The organism is Actinomadura sp. (assembly GCF_044508335.1).
Lineage (GTDB): Bacteria > Actinomycetota > Actinomycetes > Streptosporangiales > Streptosporangiaceae > Spirillospora.
In genome coordinates, this window is record NZ_JBIQHY010000008.1 from 42,247 (window position 1) to 66,773 (window position 24,527).

Genomic DNA, 24,527 nt, shown 5'->3' on the forward strand with positions numbered 1-24,527 from the left:
GCCGTCGAGGCCGAGCGGAAGCTGGCGGAGGCCGAGCGCCGCGCCGCCGAGGTCCAGAACGAGGCCGTCACGCAGATCGCCGCGCTCCAGACAGAGAAGGAGAACGCGCAGCGCGACGCCGCCGCCGCGTGGAACCAGGCCCAGCAGGGGCGCGTCCAGGCCGACCAGGCCCGCGCCCAGGCCGACCAGACGCGCGCGCAGATGGAGCAGGTGCAGGCCCAGGTCGAGCAGGCCGAGCGCCGCGTCGCCGAGGCCGAGGCCACCGTCCGCCAGGCGATCCAGCAGCGCGACGCCATGAGCGAGGCCCGCGACGACGCCCTGCGCGCCGTCGAGGACGCCGCCAACGCCCGCCGCTCCGCCGAGTCCGAGCGCGACCGGGTCGCCGAGCAGGCCGCGGAGCTGTCCCGCGCGCTGGAGGCGGCGCACGGCGAGCTGTCGCAGCTGCGCGCCAAGGTCACCGACGCCGAGATGACCGCGCAGAACCTGCAGCACGCCGTGGTCGCCGCGGGCAAGGAGACCGACGAGTCGCGGCGCCGCGCCGAGGTCGCCGAGCGCCGCGCGCAGGAGAACGAGCGCCGCGCCCAGGAGGCCGAGCGCCGCGCGCAGGACGCCGAGCGCCGCCTCCAGGAGGCCGTGTCCCGCGCCGACGCCGCCGAGTCCGAGCGCCAGCAGGCCCTCGACACCGCCGCCCAGTCGCTGGAGGCCGCCAAGAAGGCCGAGCGGGAGCGCGACGCCGCCGCCAAGGCCCGCGAGTCCGCCGAGCGGACGCGGGAGGCCGCCGTCCAGGCGCAGGCCCGCGCGGAGTCCGAGCTCACCCTCGCCCGGGGCCGCGCCGACCAGGCCGGCCGCGAGCGCGACAAGGCGGTGACCGCGATGCGGCAGATGGCCGCCGAGCGCGACGCCGTCGCCGAGAAGCTGGCCGAGCGCGACCAGTGGGTCGACCAGCTCGCCCAGGCCGTCACCGAGCAGCGCGCCCAGATCGCCGAGCTGTCCCAGGAGCGCGACGCCGCCCGCCAGGCGGCCGACCAGGCGCGCTCCCTGATCGACGAGCTGACCCGCCAGCTCCGCACCATCATGCCGAGCGCCGCGACGCCGCGCCTCTGACGGAGGCGGCCGCCGCGGGCGGCGCCCGCTCCGGGGCGGCGCCCCGCCTTCCGGGTAGCGTCCTGCCTGGGGAATTCACTTGTTATCCTGGTGGCCCGTGGACGGTGAGACTCGTCCGCCTCATCACGACCACGGGAGCGCCTTCTTGCCATCGGCAGCCATTGGTAGACCACGTCCTACCAAGCATCTCTTCGTCACCGGCGGTGTCGCCTCCAGCCTCGGCAAGGGACTGACGGCGTCCAGCCTGGGACGGCTTCTCACGCTTCGCGGCCTCCGGGTCACCATGCAGAAGCTCGACCCCTACCTCAACGTCGATCCCGGCACGATGAACCCCTTCCAGCACGGCGAGGTCTTCGTCACCGACGACGGCGCGGAGACCGACCTCGACATCGGCCACTACGAGCGGTTCCTCGACACCGAGCTGCACGGGTCGGCGAACGTGACCACCGGGCAGGTCTACTCCAACGTCATCGCCAAGGAGCGGCGCGGGGAGTACCTCGGCGACACCGTCCAGGTGATCCCGCACATCACCAACGAGATCAAGGACCGGATCCGCGGGATGGCGGACGACACCGAGGTCGACATCGTCATCACCGAGGTGGGCGGCACGGTCGGCGACATCGAGTCGCTGCCGTTCCTGGAGTCGGTCCGCCAGATCCGGCACGAGATCGGCCGGGAGAACTGCTTCTTCCTGCACGTGTCGCTGCTGCCCTACATCGGCCCGTCCGGGGAGCTGAAGACCAAGCCGACGCAGCACTCGGTCGCCGCGCTGCGCTCCATCGGCATCCAGCCCGACGCGATCGTGTGCCGGTCGGACCGGCCGATCACCGACGGGCTCAAGCACAAGATCAGCCTGATGTGCGACGTGGACCGCGAGGCCGTCGTGTCGGCGGTGGACGCGGCGTCCATCTACGACATCCCGAAGGTGCTGCACGCCGAGGGCCTGGACGCCTACGTGGTGCGGCGGCTCGACCTGCCGTTCCGCGACGTCGACTGGGGCGCCTGGGACGAGCTGCTCCGCCGCGTCCACAAGCCCGCCCGCGAGGTCACCATCGCGCTGGTCGGCAAGTACATCGACCTGCCCGACGCGTACCTGTCGGTCACCGAGGCGCTGCGGCACGGCGGGTTCGGCAACGACGCCCGGGTCCGCATCCGCTGGGTGAAGAGCGACGACTGCGATACCCCCGAGGGCGCCAAGCGGGAGCTGGACGGCGTCGACGGCGTGCTCGTCCCCGGCGGGTTCGGGGTGCGCGGCATCGAGGGCAAGCTCGGCGCCGTCCGCTACGCCCGGGAGAACCGGATCCCGCTGCTCGGGATCTGCCTCGGCCTGCAGTGCATGGTCATCGAGGCGGCGCGGACGCTCGCCGGGCTCGCCGACGCGGGCAGCGCCGAGTTCGACGCCACCACCGCCCACCCGGTCGTCGCGACGATGTCCGACCAGCTCGACGTCGTCGCCGGGGAGCGCGACATGGGCGGGACGATGCGCCTCGGCCTGTACCCGGCCGACCTCGCCGAGGGGTCGGTCGTGCGGGAGCTGTACGGGGAGGCGAAGGTGTCCGAGCGGCACCGGCACCGCTACGAGGTCAACAACGCCTACCGCGACCGGCTGGAGGAGGCCGGGCTCCGCTTCTCCGGGCTGTCCCCGGACGGGCGGCTCGTCGAGTACGTGGAGCTGCCGCGCGAGCGGCACCCCTTCTTCGTCGGCACGCAGGCGCACCCGGAGTTCCGGTCCCGCCCGACGCGCCCGCACCCGCTGTTCAAGGGGCTGATCGCCGCCGCCCTGGACTACGCCGAGCAGCGCGCGGGCGACGCGTGAGCGGCCTCGGCGTCGGCGACGTCCGCGACCGCCCCGAGCGCTGGAAGGTCCTGGAGTCGTCCAGGGCCTTCCGGGGGCCGGTGTTCGGCGTCCGCAGGGACCGGGTGGAGATGCCGCGGGGCGACGGCACCGAGGCCGTCGCCCGCGACGTGGTCGAGCACGTCGGCGCCGTCGGCGTCCTCGCCCTCGACGACCGCGAGCGGGTGCTGATGCTGCGCCAGTACCGGCACGCGGTGGGCCGGATGCTGTGGGAGGCGCCCGCCGGGCTGCGGGACGTGGACGGCGAGCCGCTGCACGAGCTCGCCGCGCGGGAGCTGCTGGAGGAGGCCGGGTACCGCGCCGCGCGCTGGGACACGCTGGTCGACGTGTTCACCTCGCCCGGCATGGCCGACGAGCGCGTCCGCATCTTCCTGGCCCGCGACCTCGCCGAGGTACCCGCCGGCGAGATCGACTTCGAGCGCGTCCACGAGGAGGCCGACATGCCGGTCGTGTGGGTGCCGCTGGACGAGGCGGTCCGCAAGGTCCTCGCCGGCGATCTGCACAACATGATCGCGTGCATGGGGGTGCTCGCGGCGCGGGCGGCGCGCGACGCCGGCTTCCGGGGCCTGCGGCCCGCCGACGCGCCCGAGGACTAGGCCCCGATGAGGTCCCCCTCCGGCGGCCGGAGGGGGCATGATGGGCGGGTCCCCGGAGTCCCACGGCCGGAAGAGGTGCCGCACTGTCCCCGAGCCCGTCCCCCCGGAGCGCCGCGCAGGACGCGGGCACGGGTTCCGCGCTCGACTCGGCCGTGCGCGCCTACCTCGCGCACCTGGCCGTCGAGCGGGGCCTCGCCGCCAACACGCTCAGCTCCTACCGCCGGGACCTGCGCCGCTACGCCGAGGTGCAGGACGCGCGGGGCCGCGCGGCGATCGGCGAGATCACCGAGGACGACGTCCGCTCGTTCCTGGTCGGCCTGCGGGAGGGCGACGCCGGCCATCCGCCGCTGTCGGCGGGGTCGGCGGCGCGGGCGCTGGTCGCCGTGCGGGGGCTGCACCGGTTCGCGCTGCGGGAGGGCCTCGCCCCCGGCGACCCCGCGCACGGCGTCAAGCCGCCCACGCCGCCGCGCCGGCTGCCGAAGGCCATCTCGCTCGCCGACGTGGAGCGGCTGCTCGCCGCGGCGGCCGGCGATCCGGGCACCGCGCGCGGCCTGCGCGACCGGGCGCTGCTGGAGCTGCTGTACGGCTCGGGTGCGCGGATCTCCGAGGCCGTCGGCCTGGACGTCGACGACCTCGACCTGCGGGAGGGGTTCGCCCGCGTCGCCGGCAAGGGCGGCAAGGCCCGGGTGGTGCCCATCGGCGACTACGCCCGCGAGGCCGTGGACGCCTACCTGGTGCGCGCCCGGCCCGAGCTCGCCGGGGCGGGGCGCGGCGGGCCCGCGCTGTTCCTGAACGCGCGCGGCGGGCGGCTCTCGCGGCAGGGCGCGTGGATGGTGCTGCGCGCCGCCGCCGACCGGGCCCAGCTGTCGGAGGTGTCCCCGCACACGCTGCGGCACTCGTTCGCGACCCACCTGCTGGACGGGGGAGCCGACGTCCGCGTCGTCCAGGAGCTGCTCGGGCACGCGTCCGTGACGACGACGCAGGTGTACACGCTGGTGACCGTCCAGCTGCTGCGGGAGGTGTACGCGACCTCGCACCCGCGGGCGCGGAGCTGACCGCCCGCCGGAGGGGCGCGACGGGGGCGCATCGGGGGACGAATCGGGCGGAGCGGTCGCGGCACAAATCGCGACGTTCGGCGCGCGTCGGCTTGTGGCCGGGGGTGGACGCCCCTAGAGTCCCCGTTCTGGATGGCATTTCCGGGCCGCCGGGGAGGGATCTGGTGACCAGCACCGACAGTGCGGATGGAGTCCTTTCCTCCGCCACCATAGAGACCGATCCGAGCAGGGCCCTCGGACCCACGCAGCGACCCGTTCCGACATTCCCGGAGCCGGAGCCGCTGGCCGAGCACGGGCCCGCGCGGATCGTGGCCGTCTGCAACCAGAAGGGCGGCGTCGGCAAGACCACCACGACGATCAACCTGGGCGCCGCGCTCGCCGAGTACGGCCGCCGCGTCCTGCTCGTCGACTTCGACCCGCAGGGCGCCCTGTCGGTCGGGCTCGGCAAAGGGGACCCGCGCCAGCTCGACGTGACGATCCACAACCTGCTGCTCGAGCACGACACCGAGTGGGAGGACGTCGTCATCGAGACCGGCGTCGACGGGATGGACCTGCTGCCGAGCAACATCGACCTGTCCGGCGCGGAGGTCCAGCTCGTCCACGAGGTCGGGCGCGAGTACATCCTGCAGGGCGCGCTGAAGTCGGCCGTCCCGCACTACGACTACATCCTCATCGACTGCCAGCCGTCGCTCGGCCTGCTCACGGTCAACGCGCTGGCCGCCAGCGAGGGCGTGCTGATCCCGCTGGAGTGCGAGTACTTCGCGATGCGCGGCGTCGCGCTGCTGATGGAGACCATCGACAAGGTCCAGGGCCGGATCAACCCGGACCTGGTCATCGACGGCGTCCTCGGCACGATGTACGACTCGCGGACGCTGCACACCCGCGAGGTCCTCGGCCGCATCGTCGAGGCGTTCGGCGACAAGGTGTTCCACACGGTCATCAACCGGACGGTGCGCTTCCCCGACGCGACGGTCGCCGGCGAGCCGATCACGTTCTTCGACCCGACCTCGATGGGCGCGAACGCGTACCGGAGCCTGGCACGGGAGGTCCTCGTGCGCTGGGCGGAGAACGGCTGATCCGTCCCCTGATCTCCTGAACCCCCGCGGAGCGCGTACATGGGACAGCCCCCGCCGGCCCCGCACGGCCCGCCGCCCGGAACGCCTCCGCCGCCCCCGCCCGCCCGGGGGCCGGTGCCGCCGGTGCCCGTGCTCATCGCCGCGCTCGTCGCCGCCTTCCTCGCGATCGGCGGCGCCGTCGCCTACGTCGTCGCGGCCGGCGACGGCGGCGGTCCCGCGCCGGTCGCCTCGTCCGGACCGGTCGACCTGCGGGAGCCGCTGACGTTCGCGCTGGTCGAGGAGGTGGCCGACGCGCCCTGCGGCGCCGGGGCGGTCACCGTCGCCGGGGCGTCCTCCTGCTACGGGTTCGGCCCGGACCGGCTGACCGTGCGGCGGCTGGAGCAGGTCAGGGCGAACCCGCCCGACCCGGCGGCCGGCCGCTCCGGATGGACCGTGACCATCGTGCTGAACCGGGCGGACGCCTCCGGGTTCACGGCGCTCACCGGCAAGGCCGCGCAGGCGTACGCGGAACAGCGGCCGGGCCGCCTGATGGGCATGCTCCTCGGCGAGACGCTCATCTCCGAGCCCGTCCAGGTGATGGCGCCCATCTCGGGAGGCGAGATGCAGATCAGCGGCCCCGCAGACGAGGGGGCGGGCGGCGGCCGCGCAGGCGCGGAGAGCCTCGTCCGCCGGCTGGCCGGGCGGTAGCGTCCCCGGTCCGAGCGGCGCGCCGGGCATGGGACCATTGGGCCGGTGAGCACAGCGCGGGAGGAGCATTCCGCTACCGTGAGCGACGTGGACGAGACGTCGCCGGAGCCGGAGCGGGCGGCCGGGGAGCAGCAGTCCGGGGAGCAGACCGAGGACCAGGGCTTCCGCGTCCACCTGGACAACTTCGAGGGCCCGTTCGACCTGCTGCTCGGCCTGATCTCCAAGCACAAGCTCGACATCACCGAGGTGTCGCTGCACAAGGTCACCGACGACTTCATCGCGCACATCCGCTCCTACGGCCGCGACTGGGACCTCGACCAGGCCAGCCACTTCCTGCTCGTCGCCGCGACGCTGCTCGACCTGAAGGCCGCGCGGCTGCTGCCGTCCGGCGAGGTCGACGACGAGGAGGACCTGGCGCTGCTGGAGGCCCGCGACCTGCTGTTCGCGCGGCTGCTGCAGTACCGCGCCTACAAGGAGGTCGCGCAGGTCCTCGCCGCCCGGATCGCCGACGCGAGCCGCCGGTTCCCGCGCATGGTGCCGATGGAGCCGAAGTTCGCGAACCTGCTGCCGGAGGTGCTGCTCGGCCTCGGCCCGGAGGAGTTCGCGCGGCTCGCCGCGAAGGCCCTGGCGCCGAAGGCGCCGCCCGCGGTGTCCGTCGACCACATCTACCAGCCGAAGGCCAGCGTCAAGGAGCAGGCCGCGATCGTCGTGGAGATGCTCCGCAGGCTGCGCCGGACGACGTTCCGCGTCCTCGCCGCCGACGCCGAGGGCACCTACGAGGTCGTCGCCCGGTTCCTGGCGCTTCTGGAGCTGTACCGGGAGCAGGCCGTCTCCTTCGACCAGGACGAGCCCCTCGGCGAGCTGCACGTGACCTGGACCGGCACCGACGACGGCGACGTCGAGGTCGGCGACGACTACGAGGGCGCCCCCGAGAAGGACGGCGGCGCCAAGAACGCCAAGAACGCCAAGGACGAGAAGGACGAGAAGGACGGGGAAGAGCGATGACCGACGAACCCGGTGCGGACGCCCCGGAACTGCCGGGACTGCGCCCCTCGATCGAGGCGATCCTGCTGGTCGTGGACGAGCCGGTCAGCGTGATGACGCTGGCGCAGCTGCTGGAGCGCCCCCGCGGCGAGGTCGAGGCGACGCTGCGGGAGCTGGCCGCGGAATACACTGAGCAAGGCCGCGGGTTCGACCTCAGGGAGGTGGCCGGCGGCTGGCGGTTCTACACCCGGGACGTGTGCGCCCCGGTCGTGGAGCGGTTCGTCACCGACGGGCAGCAGGCGCGGCTCACGCAGGCCGCGCTGGAGACGCTCGCCGTCGTCGCCTACCGGCAGCCGGTGAGCCGCGCCCGGGTGTCGGCGATCCGCGGGGTCAACAGCGACGGCGTCATGCGGACGCTGACGCTGCGCGGCCTGATCGAGGACGCCGGGCAGGATCCGGAGTCGCAGGCGCACCTGTACCGGACCACCGGGTACTTCCTGGAGCGCCTCGGCCTGCGCGACCTCGACGAGCTGCCCGAGCTCGCCCCCTACCTCCCCGATGACCTGCCAGACGACATAGTGGAATAGCTGAGGACACGTGAGCGACAACGAGGGCGTCCGGCTGCAGAAGGTCCTGGCCGAGGCCGGGATCGGCAGCCGCCGCCGCTGCGAGGAGCTGATCGGCGAGGGCCGCGTCACCGTGAACGGGAAGAAGGTCTTCCGGTTCGGTGAGCGCGTCGACCCGCGCACGGCCGTCATCCACGTCGACGGCAAGCGCGTCGAGACCCGCGCCGAGATGCGGTACTACGCGATCAACAAGCCGCGCGGAGTGGTGTCCACGATGTCGGACGAGCGGGGGCGCAAGTCCCTCGCCGACTACGTGGAGGTGCCCGAGCGCCTGTTCCACGTCGGCCGGCTGGACACCGACACCGAGGGCCTGATCCTGCTCACCAACGACGGGGAGCTGTCGCACCGCCTCACCCACCCGTCCTACGGGGTGAACAAGACCTACCTGGCGGAGATCCACGGCCCGATCCCGCGCGACCTCGGCAAGCGGCTGAAGGCCGGGGTGACGCTGGACGACGGGCCCGCCAAGGCCGACAAGTTCCGCGTGTTCGACCAGGTCGGCCGGCGCGTCCTGGTGGAGATCACCCTGCACGAGGGGCGCAAGCACATCGTCCGCCGGCTGCTGAAGGAGGTCGGGTTCCCCGTCCAGCAGCTCGCCCGCATAGAGTTCGGGCCGATCAAGCTGGGGTCGCTGAAGCCGGGCGGGATGCGGGCGCTGACCGTCCGGGAGGTCGGCGAGCTGTACAAGGCGGTCGGGCTGTAGGGGACGGCCGGGCACGACGGAGCCGGGCACGACGGAGGGGAGACGACTGTGGCGGTACGCGCGGTCCGCGGGGCGACGCAGATCGACGCCGACGACCGGGACCAGATCCTGGAGGCGACGACGGAGCTGGTCTCGGAGGTGATGGCCCGCAACGGGCTGACCACCGACGACGTGATCAGCGTCATCTTCACGGTGACGCCGGACCTGACGGCGGAGTTCCCGGCGCTCGCCGCGCGCAAGCTCGGATTCCACGAGGTGCCGCTGCTGTGCGCGACCGAGATCGGCGTCCCCGGCGCGCTGCCGCGGGTGATCCGGCTGATGGCGCACATCGAGACCGACCGCCCCCGCTCGGACGTCCAGCACGTGTACCTGCGCGGCGCGACCGCGCTGCGCCTCGACATCGCGCAGTAGCGCCCGGCGACATCGCGCAGTAGCGCCCGGCCGGACGGGCGGCGGGCGACGAGGCAGTGGGCGCGGAGCAGTGGGCGCGGAGCAGTGGGCGCGGAGCAGTAAGGTCGTGGGCGTGAGTGAGGACGTGGTGGCGCGGCGCATCGTCGTGGTCGGGACGGGCCTGATCGGGACGTCGATCGCGCTGGCGATGCGCGAGCGCGGCGCCGAGGTGCTGCTGACCGACCGGGACTCGGCGGCCCTGTCCCTGGCCGTGGAGCTGGGCGCCGGCGCGGCGCTGCCGGACGGGGCGCAGGAGGAGCCCGCCGACCTGGCGGTGCTCGCGGTGCCGCCGGCCGCGGTCGCGGTGACGCTGCTGGACGCGCAGAAGCGCGGCCTCGCCACCGCCTACACCGACGTGGCGAGCGTGAAGGCGCTGCCGCTGGCGCAGGCGGCCGAGCTGGGCTGCGACCTGACGACGTTCGTGGGCGGGCACCCCCTCGCCGGGAGCGAGCGGTCCGGCCCGAGCGCCGCCCGCGCCGACCTGTTCCTCGGCCGCCCGTGGGCGCTGTGCGCGACCCCCGAGGCGGCGGCGGAGACCATCGAGGCCGTCACGGGCCTGGCGAAGGCGTGCGGGGCGATGCCGGTCCGGGTGGACGCCGCCGAGCACGACCGCGCCGTCGCGCTCGTCTCGCACGGCCCGCACGTCGTGTCCGCCGCCGTCGCGGCCCGGCTGACCGGCGCGGACGACGTGGCGCTCGGCCTGTCCGGGCAGGGCGTGCGGGACGTGACCCGCATCGCGGCGAGCGACCCGCGGCTGTGGATCGGCATCCTGTCGGCGAACGCCGCGCCGGTCGCGGACGTGCTGGAGGCCGTCGCGACCGACCTGGCGGTGGCCGCGTCGCTGCTGCGCGACGGCAGCGAGGAGGCCGCCGCGCACGTCGCCGACCTGCTGCTGCGCGGCAACGCGGGCCGGTCCCGCATCCCCGGCAAGCACGGCGGCGACCAGCCCGCCTACGCGACCGTCCAGGTCGTCATCCCGGACCGCCCCGGCGAGCTGGCGATGATCTTCCAGGCGGCGGGGATCGCCGGGGTCAACATCGAGGACGTGACGATCGAGCATTCGCCCGGCCGCCCGCTCGGCGTGCTGGAGCTGTCGGTCGTCCCGGAGGCGGCCGAGCGCCTCGCGGCCGAGCTGCGCGCCCGCGGCTGGTCCGTCCCGGGCTAGTCCCCGGGACCGGTAGCCTGGATCGCCGGGGCCCGCCGGGGAGACACCCGCGCGCCGGTGCGGCGACGAGCGCCGCCCGCTTCGCCCGCCGACCCGGTCGGCGGGCGCTCCGACGACGAAGAGAGGGAGCGATCGTGCCGCTCGTCATCGCCATGGACGGACCCTCCGGTTCGGGCAAGTCCAGCGCGTCCAAGGGGGTCGCCCGCGCGCTCGGCCTCCGGTACCTGGACACCGGCGCGATGTACCGCGCCATGACGTGGTGGATGCTGGAGCACGGCGTGCCGGTCGAGGACGGCGCCGCGGTCGCGGCCCGCGCGCTCGAACCGGAGATCGCCTGCGGCACCGACCCGGACGCGCCCTCGATCACGGTGGACGGCACGGACGTGTCCGGCCCGATCCGCACCCGCGAGGTGACGAACGCGGTCAGCGCGGTCAGCGCCGTCCCGGCGGTCCGCGCCCGGCTCGTCGAGCTGCAGCGGGAGATCATCGGGGCCGGCGGGATCGTGGTGGAGGGCCGCGACATCGGCACGGTGGTCGCGCCGGACGCGGCCGTGAAGGTGTACCTGACGGCCAGCGAGGAGGCGCGCGCCGCGCGCCGCGCGAAGGACCTGGCGGCCGACCCGGGCGCGTCGGTGACGGTGACCCGGGCCGAGCAGGCGCGGCGCGACCGGCTCGACTCCACCCGCAAGGCGTCGCCGCTGACGAGGGCGGCCGGCGCGCACGAGATCGACTCGACGGAGCTGAGCCTCGCCGAGGTCGTCGAGGCGGTCGTCCGCCTCGCCAAAGAGCATGAGTGAGCTGTGAGCGAATACGAGATCGAGACGGTCGACGCCGTCGAGGACGACGGCGGCGACGCCGGCCCGGCGCCGGTGGTGGCGGTGGTGGGGCGGCCGAACGTCGGCAAGTCCACCCTCGTCAACCGGATCCTGGGCCGCCGCGAGGCCGTCGTGGAGGACGTCCCGGGCGTGACCCGCGACCGGGTCGCCTACGACGCGGCGTGGAGCGGCCGCCGGTTCACCGTCGTCGACACCGGCGGCTGGCTGCCCGACTCCTCCGGCCTGGCCGCGGCGATCGCGGAGCAGGCGCGGCTGGCGGTCGACCTCGCGGACGTGGTGATGTTCGTGGTCGACGCGACCGTGGGCGCCACCGACGTGGACGAGGCCGTGGTGGAGATCCTGCGCCGGTCCGGCAAGCCGGTGGTGCTGGTCGCCAACAAGGTCGACGACATCGGCGCCGAGTCGGACGCGGCGCTGCTGTGGTCGCTCGGCATCGGCGAGCCGCACCCGGTCAGCGCGCTGCACGGGCGCGGCAGCGGCGACCTGCTCGACGCGGTGCTGGACGCGCTGCCGGTGGAGCCGCCGGCGGAGACGTTCGGCGCGGAGGGCGGGCCGCGCCGGGTGGCGCTGCTCGGCCGCCCGAACGTCGGCAAGTCGAGCCTGCTGAACAAGCTGGCGGGGGAGCAGCGCGCGGTCGTCGACTCGGTGGCCGGGACGACCCGCGACCCGGTCGACGAGCTGATCGAGCTCGGCGGCAGGACGTGGCGGTTCATCGACACCGCCGGGATCCGGCGGCGGCACCGGGAGAACCAGGGCGCCGACTTCTACGCGACGCTGCGCACCCGGTCGGCGCTGGAGCGCGCCGAGGTCGCGGTCGTGCTGGTGGACGCCGGCCAGCCGCTCGCCGAGCAGGACCTGCGGATCATCTCCATGGTGATCGACTCCGGCCGGGCGCTGGTCATCGCCTACAACAAGTGGGACCTGCTGGACGAGGAGCGCCGCCACTACCTGGAGCGCGAGATCGACCGGCAGCTGCACAACGCGCGCTGGGCGCCGCGGGTGAACATCTCCGCGCGGACCGGCCGGCACGTGGAGAAGCTGGTGCCGGCGATCGACGCGGCGCTGGAGGGCTGGGGCACCCGCGTCCCGACGTCCAGGCTGAACCAGTTCTTCGCCGACCTGGTGAACTCCCACCCGCACCCGGTGCGGGGCGGCAAGCAGCCGCGCGTGCTGTTCGCGACGCAGGCGGGGGTGCGCCCGCCCCGGTTCGTGCTGTTCACCTCCGGGTTCCTGGAGGAGGGCTACCGGCGGTTCATCGAGCGGCGGCTGCGGGAGGAGTTCGGCTTCGCCGGCGCCCCGCTCGACATCGCGATGAAGATCCGCGAGAAGCGCGGCAAGGGCAGGAAATAGCGGAAATCGGCGGTGCGGCCCGTCCAGGATCTTCCCGGACGGGCCGCGGCATGTCAGGATGCCTACTACGGGACGCGAGTAAGTCCTCCATTACTCGCCGATCCCGGGACGGACACCGGTTTCGTCCGGAGGCGGCGGCCTCCGGACCCCAGGGCGCGGGTCGAGGGGTGCGACGTGAAGCTCTTCCTACTGCTCTCCGCGGCGGCGGCATGCGTGGCGCTGAGCTTCGTCTGGCGGGAGCCGTGGATCGGCGGCGTCGGGCTGCTGGTCGCCTTCGTCGCGATGTTCACCGACCGCGACGACGTGCGGACGGACGACGAGCGCGCCAGCTACGAGACCACCAAGGCCGTCCGCAACATGCGCGCCCGCGACCGCCTGTGACGCCGCGGCGCGCCCGTCACCGGTCGCGGCGCGGGTCGCCCGCGACGTGCTGGTCGCCGGGCCGGGGCGGGGGTCCGTGCTCGGGGCGGCTCTCCCGCGCGTAGCGGCCGTGCACGATCGGCTGGGTGGTGTTCGACCCGCCGGCCGGTCCGGGCCCGTCCGCCCGCTCGTCCGCCCGGGCCCGCTCGCGCGCGCCGACGACGGCGAACCGGCCGAGCGCGAACGCGGCGAGGAACACGATGACGACGCCGAGTCCGGTGAACCCGGACAGCTGCTCGGCGACGACCTGGCCCTCGCTCGTGCCGAGCGGGGTGCCGACGCCGGGCACGTCCCACAGGGCGGCGAGGAACGGGCCGACGGCGAACCAGGCACCGCCCAGCGCGGCGAGCCAGCCGCCGAACATCGCCAGGGCGCGGTTGGCGCTGGCGAGGAGGATCAGCCCGCCCAGCACGGCGGCGGCGCCGGGGGCGATGCTGAGTTGCAGCCGGTCGGTGTTGTAGACCCAGGTGTCGTCCGGCGTGAAGCCGAATCCGAAATAGGGGCCGGCGAACGGCAGCAGGCCGCCCCACAGCCCCAGCAGGATCAGCAGGACTCCGCTGAGGACGCCCCGGGTGCGCGGTGCTCGCATGGTCCCAGTCATGATCATTCCTCCTGACCGGGCTTCTGATTCTGTTTTGAGACACCGTTTACCCGGAGGTGGGCCGCCCACACGGCCGGAAGGCCCACAGATGGCCAAAAAGGGAGCATTTCCATGGAAAGCGACATCGCGCTCGTGTACGCGCGGGAGGAGCCGCCGCGGCGGTGGGACGCCGCCGTCTTCCTCGCCGGGCCCACGCCCCGCTCGCCCGGCGTCGCCTCCTGGCGGCCGGACGCGGTCGCCGAGATCCGCCGCCGGTGGCGCGGGCCGGGGCGGCTCGCCGTGTTCGTCCCCGAGGACCGGCACGGCCGCTACCCCGACTACACCGGGCAGGTCGAGTGGGAGGAGCGCTGCCTCCACATGTCCGACGAGGTGATCTTCTGGGTGCCGCGCGAACCGGCGACCCTGCCGGCGTTCACCACCAACGTCGAATGGGGGATGTGGCACGACAGCGGGCGCGCGGTCTTCGGCGCGCCGCCGGAGGCGCCCGGGAACCGCTACCTGCTGCACTACGCCGCCAAGCACGGCGTGCCGGCGGCGGAGGACCTCGCGGGGACGGTCGCGGCGGCGCTCGACCGCATCGGCGCCGGCGCGTCCCGGACGGGCGGGGAGCGGGAGGTGCCCCTGCTGCTGTGGCGGGACGAGGTGTTCCAGACCTGGTACGCGGGGCAGCGGGACGCGGGGAACGTGCTGCTCGGCGCGCGGGCGGTGTTCCGGTTCGGCGTGTGCTGGGGGCTGCACGTCCGCGTGCACGTCGCCGCCGAGGGGCGGGCGAAGGAGAACGAGATCGTCATCGGCCGGCCGGACGTCTCGGCCGTCGTGCTGCACCGGCGCCGCGCGGCCCTCGACGAGACCGAGGTCGTGCTCGTCCGCGAGTTCCGCAGCCCGTGCGCGGCCGGGTTCGTCCGCGAGCTGCCGGGCGGTTCGGGCGCGGGCGGGCCGGTGCGCAGGGCGCTCGCCGAGGTCGCCGAGGAGACCGGGCTGGCGCTCGCGCCGGAACGGCTGCGCGCGCACGGGGCGCGGCAGCCGAACGCGACGATGTCCGCGCACCGGGCGCATCTGTTCTCCGCCGAGGTGACGGGGGAGGAGCTGGAGCGGCTGCGGGCGTCCGGCCCGCACGGGGTGGCGGCGGACGGGGAGCGCACCTACGTCGAGGTCCTCCCGTACGGGCGGATCAGGCGGGAGCGGCTGGTCGACTGGGCGAACCTGGGGATGATCACGGAGGTCCTGCTGGACGCCGGCTGACCGCATCTGCGAGGAATCTGACCGAGATGCCTCGCAGTATCGAGAGATATTCCGCTCTTCACCTTGCATCTGCGGTTGGCTAGGCTGGGCCGCGTGACCACGTTCAGGATCAGCGAGGCCGCGGCGCTGCTCGGCGTCAGCGCGGACACCGTCCGCCGCTGGGTGGACGGGGGGCGGCTCCCCGCGTCCCGCGACGAGCACGGGCACCGGCTGGTGCCCGGCGCCGAACTGGCCGCCTTCGTGCGCGACCAGGCGCGCGGGGGCGCGCCGTCCGACCAGCCCGAGCGGTTCTCCTCAGCGCGCAACCGGCTGCGCGGCATCGTCACCGACGTCGTCCGGGACGGCGTGATGGCGCAGGTGGAGATCCAGGCGGGCCCGTTCCGGGTGGTGTCGCTGATGAGCCGGGAGGCCGCCGACGACCTCGGCCTCCAGGCGGGCGTGGTCGCCGAGGCGGTCGTGAAGTCGACGAACGTCGTGGTCGAGGTGGCGGAACCGGGGGCATCATGATCAAGCGCGCCGCGGCGGCGCCCCTCCTGCTGGCGGCCCTCCTGCCGGCGGCCCTGGCCGGCTGCGGCGAGGTCGAGGAGACCCCGTCCGGGACGGGCGGCGGCGACGGCGGGCGCGGCGGGACGCTGACCGTGTTCGCGGCGGCCTCGCTCACCGAGGCGTTCACCGCGCTCGGGAAGAACTTCGAGGGCTCGCACCCCGGCGTGCGGGTCAGGTTCGACTTCGGCGGCAGCTCGACTCTCGCGCAGCAGATCACGCAGGGCGCGCCGGCGGACGTGTTCGCGTCCGCGAACCCGGCCACGATGCGGACGGTGACCGATGCGGGCGACGCGGCCGGGCCGCCCCGCGTGTTCGCCAGGAACCGCCTGGTCATCGCGGTTCCCAAGGACAACCCCGGCAGGGTGTCGGGGGTGCGCGACCTGTCCGCGCCCGGGCTGAAGGTGGTCCTGTGCGCCGTGCAGGTGCCGTGCGGGTCCGCCGCGAAGACCGCGCTCGACGCGGCCGGCGTCCGGGTGAGGCCCGTGTCGCGGGAGCGGGACGTCAAGGCCGTCCTCACGAAGGTCGGCCTGGGCGAGGCCGACGCCGGGCTCGTCTACCGCACCGACGCCAAGGCCGCGGGCGGCGAGGTCACGGGCATCGAGTTCCCGGAGGCGGCCGAGGCCGTCAACGACTACCCGATCGCCGAGGTCGCCAAGGCCCCGGCCGGCGCGCTCGCCGAGGACTTCATCGGGCTCGTGCTCGGCGCGCGGGGCAGGGCCGTGCTGGCGGAGGCGGGCTTCGAGGCGCCATGAGGACCGACGCCGTCCCGGGCCGGCCGCCGTGGATCCTCGTGCTGCCCGCGCTGGCCGGGCTGGCGTTCCTGGTGCTGCCGCTGCTCGGGCTGCTCGTCCGCGCGCCGTGGTCGACGCTCGGCACCCGGCTCGTGCAGCCGCAGGTCCTGGACGCGCTCCGGCTGTCGCTGCTCAGCGCCACCCTCGCCACCGGGCTGTGCGTGCTGTTCGGCGTCCCGCTGGCCTGGACGCTCGCCCGCGTCCCGTTCCCCGGCGTCCGCCTCGTCCGGGCGCTGGTGACGGTGCCGCTGGTGCTGCCGCCGGTCGTGGGCGGCGTCGCGCTGCTGCTCGTGCTCGGCCGGCGCGGCCTGGTCGGCGGGTGGCTCGACGCCGCGTTCGGGATCACGTTCCCGTTCACCACCGCCGGGGTCGTGCTGGCCGAGACGTTCGTCGCGATGCCGTTCCTGGTGATCAGCGTGGAGGGCGCGCTGCGCGCCGCCGACCTGCGCTACGAGGAGGCCGCCGCCACCCTCGGCGCCGGCCGCTGGACGGTCTTCCGCCGGGTCACGCTGCCGCTCGTCGCGCCCGGCGTGGCGGCCGGCGCCGTGCTGTGCTGGGCGCGGGCGCTCGGCGAGTTCGGCGCGACCATCACCTTCGCGGGCAACTTCCCCGGCCGGACGCAGACGATGCCGCTCGCCGTCTACCTGGCCCTGGAGACCGACCCGCAGGCCGCGATCGTGCTCAGCCTCGTGCTGCTCGCCGTCTCGGTCGCCGTCCTGGCCGCGCTCCGCGACCGCTGGGTGGGCACGGCGTGAGCGAGGCGGCATGAGCGAGGGACTGGACGCGCGGCTCGTGGTGCGGCGCGGCGGGTTCGCGCTCGACCTGCCGCTCACCGCCGCGCCCGGCGAGGTCGTCGCGCTGCTCGGCCCGAACGGCGCCGGCAAGAGCACCGCGCTGCGCGCGCTGGCGGGGCTCGTCCCGATGGCGGGCGGGCACCTCCGGGTGGACGGGGAGGACCTGCGCCCGCTGCCCGCCGACCGCCGCGGCATCGGCATGGTCTTCCAGGACTACCTGCTGTTCCCGCACCTCAGCGCGCTGGACAACGTCGCGTTCGGGCCGCGCTGCCGGGGCGCCGGCCGCCGCGCCGCCCGCCGCGCCGCCGCGGAGTGGCTCGACCGCGTGGGGCTCGCCGGGTACGCCTCGGCCCGCCCCCGGGCGCTGTCGGGAGGCCAGGCGCAGCGGGTCGCGCTCGCCCGCGCGCTGGCCGTCGAGCCGCGCCTGCTCCTGCTGGACGAGCCGCTCGCCGCGCTCGACGCCCGCACCCGGCTGGAGATCCGGGCGGCGCTGCGCCGCCACCTCGCCGGGTTCACGGGCGCGGCGGTCCTCGTCACCCACGACCCGCTGGACGCGATGGTGCTGGCCGACCGCATCGTCGTGGTCGAGGACGGGCGGCTCGTCCAGGAGGGGGCGCCCGCCGACGTCGCCCGCCGCCCCCGCACCGGCTACGTGGCGCGGCTCGTCGGCCTGAACCTGTACCGGGGGAGGGCCGAGGGCGGGACCGTGGTGATCGGCGGCGGCGACGCAACCCTGGACACGGTCGACTCACCCGAGGGTGAGGTGTTCATAGCCTTCGCGCCATCCTCGGTGGCGCTGTACCGGACGCGCCCCGACGGCAGCCCCCGCAACCTCTGGCGCGCCCGGGTGGCCGCGGTCGAACGGCACGGGGACCGGGCCCGGGTGCAGCTCTCCGGGCCGCCTTTCGACGCGGTCGCGGACGTCACTCCGGCCGCCGTCGCGGAGCTCGAATTGTCAGAGGGCAGCATGATTTGGGCGGCCGTGAAGGCCACCGAAACTCACGTTTACCCAGCTTGACCGTGCCCATACCGAACCACGCCGGGGTGGCGGGCGTCACGTCCGCCGCCGCGTGATAACAATCACAAAACGGGCAAGAAGCCTCAAATGCGGACGGGATTGGTCCAGACCAAATGGCAAAAACGACGCGTCTTGTTCATCATGCAAACATCCTGCGAACAGCTGAAGGAGTAGCCCGTGTCCATCCAGGTCCCCGGCCTCGACCAGGCCCCTACCGGCCACACCGAACTGATTGAGTGGGTACGCGGGATCGCCGAGCTGACCAAGCCGGACCGCGTGGAGTGGTGCGACGGCTCGGACGAGGAGTGGGAGCGGCTCACCGGTCTCCTCGTCGAGCAGGGCACGCTCACGCGGCTCGACCCGGCCAAACGGCCGAACAGCTTCCACGCCGCGTCCGACCCCACCGACGTCGCCCGCGTCGAGGACCGCACGTTCATCTGCTCCGAGAAGGAGGAGGACGCCGGTCCCACCAACAACTGGGTCGCCCCCGCCGAGATGAAGCAGACCCTCGACGGCCTCTTCGACGGCTGCATGAAGGGCCGCACCATGTACGTGGTGCCGTTCTGCATGGGCCCGCTCGGCGGCAACATCTCCCAGCTGGGCGTCGAGATCACCGACTCCGCCTACGTCGCCGTGTCCATGCGGATCATGACGCGGATGGGCGAGCGCGCGCTGCGCCTCATCGAGGAGCGCGGCTCGTTCGTCAAGGCCGTCCACTCCGTCGGCGCGCCCCTGGAGCCCGGCCAGGCGGACGTCAAGTGGCCCTGCAACTCCACCAAGTACATCACCCACTTCCCCGAGACCCGGGAGATCTGGTCGTACGGGTCGGGCTACGGCGGCAACGCCCTGCTGGGCAAGAAGTGCTACGCGCTGCGGATCGCCTCGACGATGGCCCGCGACGAGGGCTGGATGGCCGAGCACATGCTCATCCTGAAGCTCACCCCGCCGGAGGGCGAGACCCGCTACGTCGCCGCCGCGTTCCCGTCGGCGTGCGGCAAGACCAACCTCGCGATGCTGGAGCCGACCATCCCCGGCTGGAAGGTCGAGACCATCGGCGACGACATCGCCTGGATGCGGTTCGGCGACGACGGCCGGCTCTACGCGATCAACCCCGAGGCCGGCTTCTTCGGCGTCGCGCCCGGCACCGGCGAGAGCACCAACGCCAACGCCGTGAAGACGCTCTGGGGCAACAGCATCTTCACCAACGTCGCGCTCACCGACGACGGCGACGTGTGGTGGGAGGGCCTCACCGACGAGCCGCCCGCGCACCTCACCGACTGGCGGGGCAACGACTGGACGCCGGAGTCGGAGACCCCGGCCGCGCACCCGAACGCCCGCTTCACCACCCCGGCCGGGCAGTGCCCGATCATCGCCGACGAGTGGGAGGACCCGAAGGGCGTCCCGATCTCGGCGATCCTGTTCGGCGGCCGGCGCGCCACCGCCGTCCCGCTCGTCACCGAGGCGTTCGACTGGCAGCAGGGCGTGTTCCTCGGCGCCAACATCGCGTCCGAGAAGACCGCCGCCGCCGAGGGCACCGTGGGCGAGCTGCGCCGCGACCCGTTCGCGATGCTGCCGTTCTGCGGCTACAACATGGGCGACTACTTCGGCCACTGGCTGGAGATCGGCAAGGCCACCGACCCGGAGAAGCTGCCCCGGATCTACTACGTCAACTGGTTCCGCAAGAACGCCGACGGCAAGTTCATCTGGCCCGGCTTCGGCGAGAACAGCCGCGTGCTGAAGTGGATCGTCGAGCGGCTCAACGGCAAGGCCGACGCCGCCAAGTCGCCGATCGGGCACCTGCCGACCAAGGAGGCGCTCGACACCGACGGCCTCACCATCGACGACGCCGACCTGGACACGCTCCTGTCGGTCGACAAGGAGGTGTGGAAGCAGGAGGCCGCCCTCGTGCCGGAGTTCTTCGAGAAGTTCGGCGACCACCTGCCGCAGGCGCTGTGGGACGAGTACCACGACCTGGTGCGCCGCCTGGAGCACTGACCTCCCGGCGGCCGCCGGCGTGACGCGCGGGCCGGTCGCGGACTTTGCCGAGTCCGCGACCGGCCTTTGGCCTCTCCTGCACTGCGCGGGGGCAGCAATGGGGCAAGTCCCCGTCCCGGGAGGCCGGAATGTTCGACTCGATGACCCGCCACTGGTGGGTGCTCGGGCTGCGCGGCGCGTTCGCGATCCTGTTCGGCATCGTCGCCTGGGCGTGGCCCGGCATCACCGTCCTGGCCCTGGTGCTGCTGTTCGGCGCGTACGCCCTCGCGGACGGCCTGGTCGCGGTGACGCAGGCGTTCCGCGGCGCGTCCGGCGGGCCGCGCGGCCTGCTCATGCTCGTCGGGTTCGCCGGGATCGCGCTCGGCGTCACGGCGCTGGTGTGGCCGGGCATCACCGCGTTCGTGCTGCTCATGCTCATCGCCGCGTGGGCGGTCGCCACCGGCGTCCTGGAGATCGTGGTCGCCCTCGCGATGCACCGGGAGCTGCGCGGGGAGTGGGCGTACGTGCTGACCGGCGCCGTCTCGCTGCTGTTCGGCATCCTGCTGTTCGCCTGGCCGGTCTCCGGCGCGATCGCGATCGTCTGGCTGATCGGGCTGCTGGCGATCCTGAGCGGCGCCGCCATGCTCGGCGCCGCGTTCCGGCTGCGCCGGCTCGGCCACCGCGCCGAACGCCGCCGGATGGGCGCGGCCGCCCGCCACTAGCCGCGGTGCCGCCGGCCCGGCGCGACCTCAAGCGAGCTTGAGGTCGCATAGGATGCGGGGCATGACGCGGCTGGAGCACCGGGTGCACGAACTGACCGTCGGGCAGCTCGCCGAGCGGAGCGGCGTGGCCGTCTCGGCGCTGCACTTCTACGAGTCCAAGGGGCTGATCAGCAGCCGCCGGACGGCCGGCAACCAGCGCCGGTTCAGCCGCGACACGCTCCGCCGGGTCGCGTTCATCAAGGTGTCGCAGCGGGTCGGGATCCCGCTCAGCGACATCCGCGACGCGCTCGCCACCCTCCCCGAGGAGCGCACCCCCACGGTCGCGGACTGGGCGCGCCTGTCGGAGGCGTGGCGCAGCCACCTCGACGACCGCATCCGGCAGCTGGAGAAGCTCCGCGACGACCTCACCGACTGCATCGGCTGCGGCTGCCTGTCGATCAGCAGGTGCGCGCTGGCCAACCCCTACGACCGGCTCGGCGACGAGGGCCCGGGGCCGCGCAGGCTGCTCGCCCGGCGCGCCGCGGACGAGGCCGCGGCGGCGGGCGGGCGGCCGGCGGCGGGCGAGGGGGCCGCCGTCTGCGCGGACGCCTGCGCCCCGGCGGACTGACCGGCCGCCGCCTCCCGGCCGCTACCTCCGGCGGGGCGGGCGGATGTGCGGCTCGAAGCGGCGCGGCGCCGGTTCCCGGCCGGCGGGCTGGGTCGGCGCCGGGCGCGGCTGGACCGGCTCGATCGGCAGCTCCACCGGCTCCTCCCCGAGCGTGAACTCCTCGCCGTGGTGCCACAGCTTGAGGCCCGGCCCGTCCAGCAGCTCGTAGCGCGCCTCCTCGGCGGTCACCCCGACCTTGATCAGGTTGCCCCGGTAGCGCATCCGGAACGCCAGCCGGCTGATGCCGCCCGGAAGCCGCGGCGCGAACCTCAGCTCGCCCCTGCGGGCCCGCATCCCGCCGAACCCGGCGACCAGCCCGCTCCACGCCCCCGCCATCGACGCGATGTGCAGTCCGTCGCGGGTGTTGTGGTTCAGGTCGTGCAGGTCCATCAGCGCGGTCTCGCCCAGGTAGTCGTGCGCCAGGTCGAGCTGGCCGACCTCGGCCGCGACGACCGCCTGCGTCTGCGCCGACAGCGAGGAGTCCCGGACGGTGAGCCCCTCGTAGTAGGCGAAGTCGCGCTCCTTCTGCTCCTCGGTGAACGCCTCGCCGCACAGGTGCAGCGCCAGGACCAGGTCGGCCTGCTTGACGACCTGCTTCCGGTAGAGGTCGAAGTAGGGGAAGTTCAGCAGCAGGGGGTAGTGGTCGGGCTTGGTCGCCGAGAAGTCCCAGCGGGCGTGGTTGGTGAAGCTCTCGCTCTGCGGGTGGACGCCGAGCCGGTCGTCGTAGGGGATCAGCATCGCCGCCGCCGCGTCCCGCCACGACGCGGCCTCCTCGGCGTTCACCCGGAGCCGGTCGGCGACGTCCGGGTGCCGCATCGCCATCTCGGCGGCCTCCTGCAGGTTCCGGCGCGCCATGAGGTTGGTGTAGACGTTGTTGTCCACGATCGCGCTGTACTCGTCCGGGCCGGTGACGCCGTCGATGCGGAACACGCCCCCGACGTCGTGGTGGCCGAGGCTCCGCCACAGCCGCGCGGTCTGCACCAGGATCTCCAGGCCGATCTCCCGCTCGAACTGCTCGTCCTGCGTGGCGTCGACGTACCGGACGATGGCGTCCGCGATGTCGGCGTTGATGTGGAACGCCGCGGTCCCCGCCGGCCAGTAGCCCGAGCATTCCTGGCCGCGGATCGTCCGCCAGGGGAACGCGGCGCCGTGCAGGCCGAGCTGCCGGGCACGCTCGCACGCCAGCGGCAGCGTCATGTGCCGCCAGGCCAGCGCGTCCGCCGCCGCGCCGGGGGAGGTGTAGGTCAGCACGGGCAGCACGAAGGTCTCGGTGTCCCAGAACGTGTGCCCGTCGTAGCCGGGCCCCGTCAGCCCCTTGGCGGGGATCATGCGGCGCTCCGCGCGCGCGCCCGCCTGCAGGACGTGGAACAGCCCGAACCGGACCGCCTGCTGGATCTCCGCGTCGCCCTCGACCTCGACGTCCGCGCCCTCCCAGAACTCGTCCAGGTACGCGCGCTGCTCGGCCAGCAGGCCGTCCCAGCCGGTCTGCCGCGCGCCCGCCAGCGCCCCGACCACCTGGTCGTGCAGCGCGGGCCGGGACCGCCGGCTCGACCACCCGTACGCGATGTACTTGACGATGCGGAGCCGCTGCCCCGGCTCCAGCCGCGTCGCGACCGTCAGCCGCCCGACGTCCGGGGAGCTCTCCGTCTCCACCCGCATGGACTCGGGGCCGTCGATGTCGTGGGACATCCCGGCGGCCATCCGCAGCCCGCTGTGCCGCGTCCGGTGCAGCAGCAGCACCTTGGTGCCGTTGGCGAAGTGCTCCTCGCTGACGAGGGGGCTCTCCAGGACCGCCGACGAGCGCGGGTCCTTGCCGCCGCCGGGCAGCGCCTCGTTGGCGACCAGCTCGGACTGGGCGACCACGCGCACCGCCTCGCCCACCGGCTCGACCTCGTAGCAGATCGCCGCGACGGCCCGCTGGGTCAGCGACACCAGCCGCACCGACGTCACCTTGATCGTCTTGTCGGCGGGGGAGGTCCACTCGACGTGCCGGGTCAGCGTGCCCGCCTGCATGTCCAGGACCCGCTCGTGGTGGTGGACCCGGCCGTAGCGCACGTCGAGCGGCTCGTCGTCCACCAGGAGCCGGATCACCTTGCCGTTGGTGACGTTGATGACCGTCTGCCCCGACTCGGGGTAGCCGTAGGCGGTCTCGGCGTGCGGCAGCGGGCGCAGCTCGAAGAACGAGTTGAGGTACGTGCCCGGCATCCCGTGCGGCTCCCCCTCGTCGAGGTTCGCCCGCATGCCGAGATGCCCGTTGGACAGCGCGAACACCGATTCGCTCTGCGCCAGCCGGTCGAGCCGCAGCTCCGGCTCCCGGACGCACCAGGGCTCCACGGTGAACACCGGCCGTTCCGCGGCGCTCTCCCTCTCCCGCCGGTTCACGCGTCCTCCAGCAGTTCGGACAGGTCGTCGACCACCACGTCGGCGCCGTGCTCGGCGAGCGCCTTCCCGTGCGCCTCGCCCACCCGGTTCACGCCCACCACGTACGCGAACCCGCCGGCGCGGCCCGCCTGGACGCCGGCCAGTGCGTCCTCGAACACCACCGCCTTGTCCGCCGGGACGCCCAGCTCCCGCGCGCCTTCCAGGAACATGTCCGGGGCCGGCTTGCCGGGCAGGTGCCGCTCGGCCGCGACGACGCCGTCCACCCGCGCGTCGAACAGGTCGGTGATGCCGGTCGTCCGCAGGACCTGGACGGTGTTGGCGCTCGACGACACCACCGCCGTCCGCAGCCCCGCCCGGCGCGCCGCGCGGACGTAGTCGATGGAGCCGTCGAACGTCTCCACGCCCTTCTCCTCGATGAGCTTCAGCACCAGCGCGTTCTTCCGGTTGCCCAGCCCGCGGATCGTCTCCTTCTCCGGCGGGTCGTCCGGGTCGCCCTCGGGCAGCGAGATGCCGCGCGACTCCAGGAACGAGCGCGTCCCGTCCTCGCGCTTCCTGCCGTCGACGTACCGGCCGTAGTCGGCCACGGGATCGAACTCGGCGAAGGGCTCACCCGTCCGCTCGGAACGTTCCCGCAGGTATCCGTCGAACATCTCCTTCCACGCCGCCGCGTGGACGGACGCCGTCCGGGTCAGCACCCCGTCGAGATCGAAGAGACACGCCGCCGCCTCGTCCGGCAGTCCCAGCATCCGCACCCCCTGGAATGACACCATCGATGTGAGAGTTGACGATGATCAGTCGCCGCGCGGCCCTTTCCCGCAACGAGCGCGGACGCAGCGCCCGCGCTCGAACGAGGGGATCATGCCCCGCGTACAACCCCTTGGTCAGGGTCGCACACGAGGAGGAG

General features: G+C 73.9%; 25 protein-coding genes. 22 read left to right on the forward strand and 3 right to left on the reverse strand.

Features of this window, described 5'->3' with window-relative positions; translation table 11 throughout:
• The 14 genes from ACIWVC_RS05180 to ACIWVC_RS05245 all read left to right on the forward strand — a co-directional run.
• A partial coding sequence (locus ACIWVC_RS05180) for a hypothetical protein (RefSeq protein ID WP_396445770.1) occupies positions 1 to 1,104 on the forward strand: 1,104 nt, incomplete at its 5' end.
• Between the two features lie 145 nt (positions 1,105 to 1,249).
• A complete protein-coding gene (locus tag ACIWVC_RS05185; protein WP_396445771.1) occupies positions 1,250 to 2,920 on the forward strand; it encodes a CTP synthase in 1,671 nt (556 codons plus the stop codon).
• Complete coding sequence (locus tag ACIWVC_RS05190) at positions 2,917 to 3,555, forward strand: NUDIX domain-containing protein (RefSeq protein WP_396445772.1); 639 nt, start codon at positions 2,917 to 2,919, stop codon at positions 3,553 to 3,555. Before ACIWVC_RS05185 ends, ACIWVC_RS05190 begins: the two co-directional genes overlap by 4 nt.
• A 152-nt stretch (positions 3,556 to 3,707) precedes the next feature.
• Positions 3,708 to 4,610 (forward strand): site-specific tyrosine recombinase XerD, encoded by a 903-nt coding sequence (xerD, locus tag ACIWVC_RS05195; protein ID WP_396445773.1) that lies wholly within the window; start codon positions 3,708 to 3,710, stop codon positions 4,608 to 4,610.
• Positions 4,611 to 4,819: 209 nt separating this feature from the next.
• Complete coding sequence (locus ACIWVC_RS05200) at positions 4,820 to 5,686, forward strand: ParA family protein (protein WP_396445835.1); 867 nt, start codon at positions 4,820 to 4,822, stop codon at positions 5,684 to 5,686.
• A 39-nt stretch (positions 5,687 to 5,725) separates the two neighbouring features.
• Complete coding sequence (locus ACIWVC_RS05205) at positions 5,726 to 6,373, forward strand: SecDF P1 head subdomain-containing protein (protein ID WP_396453856.1); 648 nt, start codon at positions 5,726 to 5,728, stop codon at positions 6,371 to 6,373.
• An 87-nt stretch (positions 6,374 to 6,460) separates the two neighbouring features.
• Positions 6,461 to 7,378, forward strand: coding sequence for a segregation and condensation protein A (locus tag ACIWVC_RS05210; protein WP_396453869.1), 918 nt, complete (start codon positions 6,461 to 6,463; stop codon positions 7,376 to 7,378).
• On the forward strand, positions 7,375 to 7,944 hold the full coding sequence (gene scpB / locus ACIWVC_RS05215; RefSeq protein ID WP_396445775.1) for an SMC-Scp complex subunit ScpB: 570 nt from the start codon (positions 7,375 to 7,377) through the stop codon (positions 7,942 to 7,944). The genes ACIWVC_RS05210 and scpB overlap by 4 nt, the downstream gene beginning before the upstream one ends.
• Before the next feature lie 10 nt (positions 7,945 to 7,954).
• Positions 7,955 to 8,686 carry a pseudouridine synthase gene (locus tag ACIWVC_RS05220; RefSeq protein ID WP_396445776.1) on the forward strand — a complete coding sequence of 244 codons (732 nt, stop codon included), beginning with the start codon at positions 7,955 to 7,957 and terminating at the stop codon, positions 8,684 to 8,686.
• Positions 8,687 to 8,734: 48 nt separating this feature from the next.
• The gene (gene aroH, locus ACIWVC_RS05225; protein WP_396445777.1) at positions 8,735 to 9,097 is read left to right on the forward strand and encodes a chorismate mutase; all 363 of its coding nucleotides are present in this window, start codon (positions 8,735 to 8,737) and stop codon (positions 9,095 to 9,097) included.
• Between the two features lie 112 nt (positions 9,098 to 9,209).
• Positions 9,210 to 10,301: a prephenate dehydrogenase gene (locus ACIWVC_RS05230; protein ID WP_396445779.1), complete on the forward strand. Its 1,092-nt coding sequence runs from the start codon at positions 9,210 to 9,212 to the stop codon at positions 10,299 to 10,301.
• A 134-nt stretch (positions 10,302 to 10,435) separates the two neighbouring features.
• The gene (gene cmk / locus ACIWVC_RS05235) at positions 10,436 to 11,098 is read left to right on the forward strand and encodes a (d)CMP kinase (protein ID WP_396445780.1); all 663 of its coding nucleotides are present in this window, start codon (positions 10,436 to 10,438) and stop codon (positions 11,096 to 11,098) included.
• 3 nt (positions 11,099 to 11,101) lie between these two features.
• Positions 11,102 to 12,487: a ribosome biogenesis GTPase Der gene (gene der / locus ACIWVC_RS05240; protein WP_396445781.1), complete on the forward strand. Its 1,386-nt coding sequence runs from the start codon at positions 11,102 to 11,104 to the stop codon at positions 12,485 to 12,487.
• A gap of 174 nt (positions 12,488 to 12,661) precedes the next feature.
• On the forward strand, positions 12,662 to 12,868 hold the full coding sequence (locus ACIWVC_RS05245) for a hypothetical protein (protein ID WP_396445782.1): 207 nt from the start codon (positions 12,662 to 12,664) through the stop codon (positions 12,866 to 12,868).
• A 16-nt stretch (positions 12,869 to 12,884) separates the two neighbouring features.
• On the opposite strand, the gene ACIWVC_RS05250 is transcribed toward ACIWVC_RS05245, so the two are convergent.
• A complete protein-coding gene (locus tag ACIWVC_RS05250; protein ID WP_396445783.1) occupies positions 12,885 to 13,508 on the reverse strand; it encodes a hypothetical protein in 624 nt (207 codons plus the stop codon).
• 111 nt (positions 13,509 to 13,619) lie between these two features.
• Between ACIWVC_RS05250 and ACIWVC_RS05255 the strand changes: the two genes are divergently transcribed.
• The 8 genes from ACIWVC_RS05255 to soxR all read left to right on the forward strand — a co-directional run bounded on the left by ACIWVC_RS05255 (position 13,620) and on the right by soxR (position 21,202).
• The gene (locus ACIWVC_RS05255) at positions 13,620 to 14,750 is read left to right on the forward strand and encodes a nucleoside 2-deoxyribosyltransferase domain-containing protein (protein WP_396445784.1); all 1,131 of its coding nucleotides are present in this window, start codon (positions 13,620 to 13,622) and stop codon (positions 14,748 to 14,750) included.
• 93 nt (positions 14,751 to 14,843) lie between these two features.
• Positions 14,844 to 15,257, forward strand: coding sequence for a molybdopterin-binding protein (locus ACIWVC_RS05260; protein ID WP_396445785.1), 414 nt, complete (start codon positions 14,844 to 14,846; stop codon positions 15,255 to 15,257).
• Positions 15,254 to 16,048, forward strand: coding sequence for a molybdate ABC transporter substrate-binding protein (gene modA / locus ACIWVC_RS05265; protein ID WP_396445786.1), 795 nt, complete (start codon positions 15,254 to 15,256; stop codon positions 16,046 to 16,048). The genes ACIWVC_RS05260 and modA overlap by 4 nt, the downstream gene beginning before the upstream one ends.
• A complete protein-coding gene (locus ACIWVC_RS05270) occupies positions 16,045 to 16,842 on the forward strand; it encodes an ABC transporter permease (protein ID WP_396445787.1) in 798 nt (265 codons plus the stop codon). Before modA ends, ACIWVC_RS05270 begins: the two co-directional genes overlap by 4 nt.
• Before the next feature lie 10 nt (positions 16,843 to 16,852).
• Entirely contained in the window at positions 16,853 to 17,899 is a 1,047-nt protein-coding gene (locus tag ACIWVC_RS05275) for an ABC transporter ATP-binding protein (protein WP_396453857.1), read from the forward strand.
• Positions 17,900 to 18,076: 177 nt separating this feature from the next.
• Positions 18,077 to 19,894: a phosphoenolpyruvate carboxykinase (GTP) gene (locus ACIWVC_RS05280; protein ID WP_396445789.1), complete on the forward strand. Its 1,818-nt coding sequence runs from the start codon at positions 18,077 to 18,079 to the stop codon at positions 19,892 to 19,894.
• A gap of 128 nt (positions 19,895 to 20,022) precedes the next feature.
• A complete protein-coding gene (locus ACIWVC_RS05285) occupies positions 20,023 to 20,595 on the forward strand; it encodes an HdeD family acid-resistance protein (RefSeq protein WP_396445790.1) in 573 nt (190 codons plus the stop codon).
• A 52-nt stretch (positions 20,596 to 20,647) separates the two neighbouring features.
• Positions 20,648 to 21,202, forward strand: coding sequence for a redox-sensitive transcriptional activator SoxR (soxR, locus tag ACIWVC_RS05290; protein ID WP_396453858.1), 555 nt, complete (start codon positions 20,648 to 20,650; stop codon positions 21,200 to 21,202).
• A 21-nt stretch (positions 21,203 to 21,223) separates the two neighbouring features.
• Here soxR and ACIWVC_RS05295 read toward each other — a convergent pair whose 3' ends face one another.
• Positions 21,224 to 23,623 carry a glycoside hydrolase family 65 protein gene (locus ACIWVC_RS05295; protein WP_396445792.1) on the reverse strand — a complete coding sequence of 800 codons (2,400 nt, stop codon included), beginning with the start codon at positions 23,621 to 23,623 and terminating at the stop codon, positions 21,224 to 21,226.
• Positions 23,620 to 24,393 carry an HAD family hydrolase gene (locus ACIWVC_RS05300; RefSeq protein WP_396445793.1) on the reverse strand — a complete coding sequence of 258 codons (774 nt, stop codon included), beginning with the start codon at positions 24,391 to 24,393 and terminating at the stop codon, positions 23,620 to 23,622. The genes ACIWVC_RS05295 and ACIWVC_RS05300 overlap by 4 nt, the downstream gene beginning before the upstream one ends.
• Between the last annotated feature and the right edge of the window lie 134 nt (positions 24,394 to 24,527).